General features: G+C 56.2%; 7 protein-coding genes. 4 read left to right on the top strand and 3 right to left on the bottom strand.

The features are described 5' to 3' along the window. Positions 1-445 (top strand): mechanosensitive ion channel family protein (locus AAAC48_RS26690; protein WP_340657096.1); only part of this gene is annotated, 445 nt, incomplete at its 5' end. A 49-nt stretch (positions 446-494) separates the two neighbouring features. On the opposite strand, the gene AAAC48_RS26685 is transcribed toward AAAC48_RS26690, so the two are convergent. After that, positions 495-707, bottom strand: coding sequence for a hypothetical protein (locus AAAC48_RS26685; protein WP_340657095.1), 213 nt, complete (start codon positions 705-707; stop codon positions 495-497). Positions 708-863: 156 nt separating this feature from the next. Here AAAC48_RS26685 and AAAC48_RS26680 point away from each other — a divergent pair, with 156 nt between their 5' ends. Continuing rightward, positions 864-1346: an SRPBCC family protein gene (locus AAAC48_RS26680; RefSeq protein ID WP_340657094.1), complete on the top strand. Its 483-nt coding sequence runs from the start codon at positions 864-866 to the stop codon at positions 1344-1346. Between the two features lie 542 nt (positions 1347-1888). On the opposite strand, the gene AAAC48_RS26675 is transcribed toward AAAC48_RS26680, so the two are convergent. Continuing rightward, complete coding sequence (locus AAAC48_RS26675) at positions 1889-3301, bottom strand: FAD-binding oxidoreductase (protein WP_340657093.1); 1413 nt, start codon at positions 3299-3301, stop codon at positions 1889-1891. A gap of 511 nt (positions 3302-3812) precedes the next feature. On the opposite strand from AAAC48_RS26675, the gene AAAC48_RS26670 reads away from it, so the two are divergent. After that, positions 3813-6491: an AAA family ATPase gene (locus AAAC48_RS26670; RefSeq protein ID WP_340657092.1), complete on the top strand. Its 2679-nt coding sequence runs from the start codon at positions 3813-3815 to the stop codon at positions 6489-6491. Between the two features lie 132 nt (positions 6492-6623). Then, entirely contained in the window at positions 6624-7085 is a 462-nt protein-coding gene (locus AAAC48_RS26665; protein WP_340657091.1) for a hypothetical protein, read from the top strand. 934 nt (positions 7086-8019) lie between these two features. On the opposite strand, the gene AAAC48_RS26660 is transcribed toward AAAC48_RS26665, so the two are convergent. Next, positions 8020-9087: a helix-turn-helix domain-containing protein gene (locus tag AAAC48_RS26660; protein WP_340657097.1), complete on the bottom strand. Its 1068-nt coding sequence runs from the start codon at positions 9085-9087 to the stop codon at positions 8020-8022. Positions 9088-9103: the final 16 nt, after the last annotated feature.

Genomic DNA, 9103 nt, shown 5'->3' with positions numbered 1-9103 from the left:
TCCCTTCGGTCTATTGGGTGCCGTTCAGAACATGAGCCGCGATTGGGTGATCGACAAATTTTTCATCTCGGTGAACTACGACACGGACATCGCCACGGTCAAAAAGCTGGTGAAGGGTGTTGGCGCGGCTCTGCTCGAGGATGAAGAGTTGGGCCCGCAAATTATTGAAACGGTAAAGATGAAGGGCGTGGAGGCATTTGGTGACTATGGCATCAAGCTGAGCTTCGCCATGATGACGAAACCCGGCCACCAGTCCACCATCCGGCGGAGGGCATGCGCGATGATCCGGGAAGCTTTCGCTGAGAACGGCATTGGGTTTGCTTCACCCACGGTGCAGGTTGCCAGCAACCACGAGGACCATTCGGCCCGAGCTGTGGCCACAGGTACGATAGCTGGCAAGAAGAACGCTGAACCGCAATTGAAATTGGTGGAGGGCGAGGGTTGAACTAACGGTTCTCAAACGTAATATGGCTAACCTCAAGGCAAGCAATTATTTAACCTTCAGGTCTGCTCTCTCCAGGTCGCCGCGTAGTTGACGAAGAAGTCGCGAATACCTTGTAGAACTCGGTGGCAACATACCGAGTGATGGTAATGTCGGGATCGATAGTCCGAAGGTCGCTGACGGCGTGTTCCAGCACGCTCTGAACTTCGAGATGCATATAGGCGGTAAGCGGCCGAAACGGCGCGTAGTTGTTGTTGAGCGACATCTAGGCAGCTCTCAATGCCAGCTGGAAGTTGCCGTTGGACCGGCTATCGTAACGAGTTGGCGCTCACATCCGCGCCTTTGTGGCCATCACTAACAGAAAGCCGACGTTCATGAGAAAATGGCCAGTGGTGGTTCCATCGTAGGGAGGAATACAAAGATGACAACAAGAACTCTAAGTACCCTGACGTCCACTATCGCTGCAATGGGCCTGCTGGTCGGGTCGGCCGTCGCGCTGGAGGTCGCCAGTTCCGCCACTGTGGCAGGCAAACCCGATGCGGTCTGGCAGAAGATCGGCGACTTCTGCGCCATTCAGACCTGGCACCCGGCCATCTCGAAGTGCGCGCAGAGTGACGAAGGTGGTGCAACCTATCGAACGCTCACGACCAACGATGGCGGCACAATCAAGGAGAAACTCGTCGAGCAAACGGATACCAGCTACACCTATGACATCATCGACTCTCCGCTTCCCGTCGAGAATTATCGCGCCACCATCAGCGTCTCAGCACAAGGAGGAGGGACTAGGGTGGACTGGAAAAGCAGCTTTGACGCAAAGGGCAAATCGGATGGCGAGGCCAAGGACGTTATCAGCGGCATCTATAAAGCCGGCCTCGACAAGATCACCGAAATGAGCGGAAAATAATCTGGCGGGCATGAACGCGGGAGGGACAAAGATTTAGAGTTTGGTAATACCCTTACCCACAGTGTCTTAACGGCGAAGACTTAACGGACTAGCCTTCGCGATATTCGGCGGTATAGGCTCGTTTCGAGGCGCGGCTAGAAAAACTGGCAGAGCGTTCTCGACGGGCTCGCGCGCTTATTCGATACCTAACTTCATCGGTCGAGGCGGTCTGCCAGGCCGCTAGGATGTGGTGAGGTCGAAGTAGCAACGATAGAAATGAGGGTCCTCAGCGGACCATCGTTCTGGGTCAAGCAGAGCGGAAACTCGTTGCCACCTTTGGCGACGCGTGAAGTAGTGACAAAGCCGGTCGTGCTAATGCGTGCATTGATATTTTTGGCGCACGACCATCGTTTAATTTCAACAAACGTAGCTTGACCCATGTTCGCTGTGCGCCAAAGGCAGCATTCGCGACATGGACGATAGGGCCCACTCGCGAGCCGAAGCAAACTTTGGCAACCCGCTAAAGGTCCAGGACGTCGACCGCCCGAGCAGGCTGGCGGCGCCTACTTATGGGATGTCCGGGCCCAGGTGTCTGGTTGGATATTCTGGTTCAGGCTAAAGAAATTCGTTGGATCGTATTTGCGCTTAAGTTCGACGAGGCGTGGGTAGTTCGACCCGAATGCAGCCTTCACCGCTTCTTGCTCCCCTTCTGCAAGGTAATTCAACAGATAGCCACCTGTTGCGTAGGGCTGGATCGCTTTCCAGGCCGCCTTTGCCCAATTGATCTGTGCATCGTCCTCAGCGGGATCGGTCCACTGCGGCATGAAGCCGATCGAATAATCCGAGTGGCGCTGGGCAAACGCGTTCGCATCGTTAGCTTTTCGTCCGCCCACACCACCGTAATACTCGATGAGAAGTCCCGATAATGGCGATGTCATGCCTTTGGCCTGCTCCACGAGCACGTCCACGACGTCGTCCGAAAGTCCCTTCACAAACGCTGACTTCCAGTAATTCCTCGTCCCGGCAGGGAAGGCGTCATCGAGAATCGACTGCATTGCTGTAAAGGGTAGGGCCTGCACTGCATCCATCAGCGGCTCACCCAGTTTGCGAAGTGGCGCAATGGCTCTTTCACCCTCTGCCAGGTCCCCACCGCTCCAACACGGAATGATCGCCGTCGCAGGCGTTCCGTCGGGAGTGGAAATAAGTCCGACATAGACAGTCAAGTCCTCGGGTGCAGTGTCCATGAATGCCCGATAAGTCCGCAGGATTTCTCTGGCTGCCGCACGCGGGTAGACGATCAGCCCGCCAAACACGGCCGAGACCGGATAGGCTTGGTAAAGGAACGAGGTCACAACCCCGAAATTTCCACCTCCACCGCGCAATGCCCAGAAAAGGTCCGGGTTCTCGCCGGCACTAGCGGTTCTGACGACGCCATCGGCCGACACTACTTCCATCGACAGAACGTTGTCACAGGTGGGGCCGTACTTACGTACCAGCCACCCAACGCCACCCCCAAGCGTGAGCCCTCCGACGCCCGTCTTCGAGATCACGCCGAAAGGCACCGCTAGGCCATGCACATGCGTCTCGCGGTCCACATCGCCCAAGGTGGCCCCGCCCTGAACACTCACGGTTCCCTGAGCGGGATCCACGTGGACGCCCCGCATCAACGACAGGTCGATAATCAGTCCATCGTTGCAAAGCGATCGTCCGCCTACATTGTGGCCGCCACCTCGGACCGCCACGAGGATGTTGTTATCGCGTGCGAACTTTACCGCCGCGACAACATCTGCGGTGCTACGGCACTTCAGGATCGCGCCCGGATACTTGTCGACGAGAGCATTCCAGATATGTCTGGCCTCTTCGTAATCTCGGTCGCCTGGCTGGATCAGGTCGCCTTGGACCTGTTCGGCAAACGCATTGATCCTCTCGCTGGGCAAAGCTTTGCCTTCCCGGTTTTGGAATGAAGCATCGGTCATCTTTATTCCCCCCGAGATTGTAGTGCGGGCTCCGGTCAGACAGGCATCCCTTCGATGGCCTCAACCGGAGTGGCGGAGCCAGTAGTCCCGATACTGTACTCGATTTTCGCTAAGAAGTCGCCTTGTCCGCAATATGCCTTTCTAGGCCGGAACAAGCTGCCCGCGTGTCCGAACTGCGCCGCCATGACGGCCATTTGAAATTGCAGGCTGTCCTGTGTCAAAGCCTCGTCAGACTTTCCGGAACTCCATTCGGTAAGTCACTTCCTGGCCCATCGTGGGATCCTATTTCTGGCGCGCCCTTCTGCGAGCCGCCGCATCCCCCGCTCACCTCCAAAGAGACTAACACAGGAAGCCTGGTAGGTTCATCTGATCGGGGCCATTTGAGGGGCCTTACGCATTTAAAGGCCTTACGTCTCATTAGAGCCCCGCGCTGTTAGCACGCCCCGCGATTGACCTCGGTTGGTGCAATATTCGCGCTGTTGCGGTAAAATAATTTCAAACGGTGCTTCCGATGCTTCTTGAGCGAGAGGGTCCACTTGAAACTTTGCTGGCCGCTGCCCGGAGGGCTGCGGATGGTCATGGCAGTACCGTACTGCTCGAAGGTGAGGCCGGCATAGGTAAAACCTCGCTCCTGCGTGAATTCGCCCAGCGTGCCGACAAAAGATACCGCGTACTATGGGGGTGGTGCGAGGCACTTTTTACACCCCGTCCGCTTGGTCCGCTGCAGGATATGGCGCAGTTGCTCGATCCGTACGTAGTAGAGCTACTGGATCAAACCGCCGGACCTGAGCGGCTCTTTCCGGCACTTTTGAATGCACTCCAGCACGCTAAGACGCCAACCGTCCTTATCTTTGAAGACATGCATTGGGCTGACAATGCGACGCTAGACCTGGTGAAATATCTTGGCCGCCGCGTCTCACTGCTTCAGGCCTTGTTGGTCCTGAGTATGCGCAGTGATGAAATGCCCCTAGATCACCCCATGACGCATGTGCTCGGCGATCTGCCATCAGCATCAGTCACCCGCGTTACGCTTGAACCTCTTTCTCCCGAAGCAGTTGCCGTGCTGGCCCGGCCAACTGGTCGCTCCGGCTCAGACCTCTATCGCGTCACCGACGGCAACCCTTTTTTTGTCACCGAGCTTTTGGGGGACAGCGAGCCTGAGACAGGACAGATTCCAGACTCTATCCGTGATGCAGTATGGTCGCGGCTGTCGCGTCTGACAGTAGGCGAGCGGGAAGTGCTGGAGGTGATAAGCATCGTGCCAGGCAGCGTCGAATTGTGGCTAATCCGCGCCCTTCTCGGTGTTGAGGCCGAGAACCTTGCTGACCACTGCGTAGCCCGCGGATTATTGCGGCGAGACGATCAAGGTGCCCTGACATTCCGCCATGAGCTTGCCCGACTGGCAACACTCGGCAGGTTGTCGCCGAGTGTCCAACGATCACTGCATGCAAGAGTGGAAGCGGCTATGTCTGAGCTCCCGGCTGCGCAAGCGACAGCTCTGGTTTCACGCCGTGTGCATCATGCCGCTGGGGCGGAGAATGGCACATGTGTTTTGGAGCTTGCTCCAAAGGCCGCGGCGCAAGCCGCACAGCTAGGTGCACATCAGCAGGCGGCATCGCATCTTGCAACGGCGCTCAAATATGTCGCGCTCGCTCCGCCACCCCTGGCCGCGCAACTCTACGAAGATTGGGCCTACGAGGCTGGGCTGTCACTACTCGTTTACGACGCGATCATCGAAGCGCGGCATAAAGCCATTGCGATCTGGCGAGAACTCGGGCGCCTCGACAAAGTTGTGCTCAATCTACGCTGGCTATCGCGGTTGCACTGGCGACGCGGTGAAGGCGAGCAGGCAGAGTTTTTCGCCAGCGAAGCAGTTCGTGAGGCCGAGTGTCTGCCGCCAGGGCCAGAACTTGCGATGGCATATAGCACTCGCTCGCAATTGCATATGTTGCACTATCGCTTTGATGAAGCAATCAAATGGGGACAGCGCGCGATCGCGCTTGCCGATCGAACCGGCGGGATCGAAACGCGAGTGCATGCCCTAAACAATGTTGGTACTGCGCTCCTGTTCGCAGATCGTCCGGGTGGACGCGAGCAAATGGAGGAAAGCCTCAGCCTAGCGCTCAAGTACGGGTTTCATGACGATGCAGCGCGCGCTTATACCAATTTTGCGGAGTACGCTGTCGTGTTCAAGGACTTCTCCCTTGCTGAATGGCTGCTGGCAGAGGGTATTACATTCTGTGCGAGGCATGATCTTGACTCGGCGGGACAATATCTCCTTGGCCGACAGGCGCAGCTTCGTATTGAGCAGGGCCGGTTTCGCGAGGCCGAGACCATAGCGCAGGGTGTTATGGATCAAAAGCGCCTGCCAATGGTGATGCACCTGCCCGCCCTCACAGAGCTGGGCAAAGTCCGCGTTCGCTTAGGCGAGCCCGGTGGCACAGCCCTTTTGCAGCAGGCGCTCCAGGAGGGTTCGGCGACCGGCGAACTTCAGCGTATTATACCGGCGCGTTTGGCCCTGGTGGAAGCCGGTTGGCTCGCCGAAGACCTCCCGGCTCAACATGAGCAGCTGACGGCACTCGCGGCGATGGACCTCGACAACTTCCGTTCTTGGGACATCGGTGAACTCGCAGTTTGGTGGCAGAGATGCAAAATGACAGGACCATTGCCACGAGCGACAACGCACTTTCCATTGCCTCGTTCCACCGAGCTCCTGGGCGATGGGCTGGCGGCGGCTGACGAATGGTCGCGTCTGGGCCTTCCTTATGAGGCTGCGCTTGCCCTGATGCAGGTCCACGGAACCGATGCTGGCGCCGCACTGGCGCGCGCCGTAACTATATTGGATGCGATCGAGGCAACTCCGGCCGAAATGTTGGCACGAAAGCTCGCGCAGCGCCTGGGTGTCGCCAATCAATTACCCAAACAGCGCCGTGGACCATATACGGCGGCCAAACGCCACCCACTTGGTTTGACGCTGCATGAACAACAGGTCCTCACCTTTATTGTCCAGGGAATGGGCAATAAGGAAGTCGCTCGGCGCTTGTCGCGGTCACCACGAACAATTGAACACCAAGTGTCGGCTGTGCTCGGCAAGTTCAATGCGGCAAACCGAATGGAGGTCCTCCTCCGTCTGCGTGGCGAACCATGGCTCCTGTCTGCCGAAAATGCACCGCTTGTTCTCGAAAATTAGGAATGCAGACACCGAAAATTGGGGGGCCGTACCGATGTGGACGAGCCGTGCTGCTCGTAAAGTGTGTTCAGTGGCTCATGGACGCGCCGCCAAAACCGTCCACGAGTTCGCTGAACCGGAGGAGGAAACATCATGTCATGCAACAGCCCAATCAGCGTATTAGCAGGAGCCGGGATGATTGCCGCGAGCCTGTGGGTATCTGTTCCGATTGCCTCAAGTGGATCACTAAAGCCTTTGGTTGGCCAAACGCAATATTTGCCGGTCCAGAGTATCAGCCATGAGTTCGGTTCGAAATTCATGAGTGGGTATTTTGTGCAGCAGGGCGCCACATGCTTGGTTACGCTGATGGTTATTGAAAAGAGCAATCTGGACGAGGCGGTACCGACATCGGCTACACGTGTACGTCTGGCGATGTCTCCAGGGCAGATCCTTGGACTCGACAGTGAGGAAGGCCGCTCGGTCAACGTCACCTGCGGCCAGGACGCATCGACAATGCTGCTTGACAGCGGCGATAGGGACAAGCTGGTAGCGCTGCAATCGCTCGCGGCTCAACACGATGTCGCTAAGTCGCAGGATGTCTCTGCGGCGCACTAGAATTAAGCACTGGCCAAATGGCCGGGGAGATTTGTCGCCCGCTGTCCAGAAAGCAAATGGCGTCAGTGCCCCCAACAGCGGATTCGCTGCTCCAATCTACCTCTCCAAGGTTGCATTGGGGCGCTCGCAAAGGGCCGCGGATCCGCGCGTCTGGTTCTTCGGCTGTGACCTTCAGCGGTAAATGGCGCGACATCTTCAGCGCTATTTGGCCGCCCTTACGAAGAGAACGAAAGGAGTGTGCGCTTTCGAGCGCGGGCCACGCTCGCTCATCATGGCGTGGCTCGCCAATATTGGTGATTGCGCCTATTAGCCTATTACCTTGCCGTGAAAGTTGGATAAGAAACAAAAAAAGCCGGACTAAAAAAGTCCGGCCTAATTGTGAAGGTCAAAAACCTCCAGAGGGGAACAGCCGACGCGGAAAAATGGGAGGAGGACCGCATCGGCTGGCGTTGAAATAGGCTTAATACGGGCGATGCTCAATGACACTTATTGCATAGCTGGTATGCAGACTGGTTTCATTGGCACGCGGCATTAGATATGACGTGAAGTCATGATATCCCACTCTTCGTTAGGTTCAAGAATGACGACGCCATCCTTCATTAATGTCTGAGGATATTCGTTCTCGCCTTCGATCATCGTTGTCGTCCAAAAGTCCCTGCGACTTTCATCGACCCGCGTTCAAACCTTTATCCAATTCAATATTGTCAGCTGGCGATGGCCTGTCTTTTACGCCTTACGGAGGCTCTTGCATCCTCAGGTGGATACATTTCGGCGGCCGCTCGTTTGCTTGGCGTTGACCCGGTCCACGGTGCATAGACAGTTGCGACGGCTTCGCCAAAAACCAGCCCACTGACTATTGTCGTTGAACCCCAGAATTTTGATCGTCATCAACAATGTACGATTGCAGTACGCTGTTCTAACGGGCGAATTGTCGTCAATTCGCGTCCCGTCCGAGCGCGGAATGCGATGACACATTGGCGCGTGAAGCCCGAAGTTCCCGTGGCAACTTTTCTCCCTCGCGCGCAAACGCTCTGTTGAGCGTTTTTGTGCCAAGCAATCCGCAAGCGACCGCAATCTCAGTGAAATTCAAATCCGTTTCGAGCAGCAACTGCTTTGCTTTGCGAACCCTTAGGCGATCCCGCACTCTTAACGGCGATTTGCCCAGTTCCTCCTTGAATATCCTCTCCATCTGCCGACACGTGATTCCAATGCGCCGCGACACCTCAAACATGCTGATGGGATCTTCCATCGTTGCCTCGAACACACGCAGTGCTTGTTTGATAACCCTGTTGGATACTCCTGAAAAGATCAGCGCCGGCTGCTCATTGGTCCGCCGTTCGAAGGGGATCATCATTATCGATGCGCATTTCCTTGCAAGTTCCTCACTGAATTCGGCCGCTATGATTTCCAATGCCAGATAAGCCGACCCCATTCCGCCCGCGCAGGTGTAATGCTTGCCATTCGCGCGATAGAGACTGATTGAATCGGCGGAGAACTCGAAGAATTCCTCGCCAAACTCTTCCGTATGGAGCCAACTGACGCAGCACTGGTTTTCGGGTAGGACACTTGCCTCGGCCAATGCGAAAGTACCTGTACAAAGACCTATCAGGCGGATTTCTCTCTTGTTGATATTGCGAAGTAAATCCACAAGCGCTGCAGGTGCTTTCTTGTGCGGACTAATCAGCCCTCCAACGACGACCACATAGTCACATTCGAACACCGAGCCGAGCGCCGCCGTCGGCTCGACAAACATCCCGGTACTGGATTGCACTTTGTCGCCCGTAAGAGTCGTTATGTCCCAACTACAACGGATCTGTCGGCTCTGGTCTTTTTCATCGGCTGCAAGGCGCAGACAATCGAGGAAGAGGCTGAATGCAGACAAGGTGAATTGGGGAAGGAGGATGATCCCAAATCTCAATTTCTTTGTAGAAATATTTGTAATCACAGTATTTCCTCCTGCAATCCAACATTCGGTTGAACCCCGTAAGTCAGCGATTATCATCTGCCTGCCCCTGCGC

This window comes from Phyllobacterium sp. (assembly GCF_037994405.1).
In the GTDB taxonomy this organism is placed as follows: Bacteria; Pseudomonadota; Alphaproteobacteria; order Rhizobiales; family Rhizobiaceae; genus Phyllobacterium.
The sequence above is the reverse complement of the archived record's forward strand: the minus strand, read 5'-3'. Positions and strand labels throughout refer to the sequence as shown.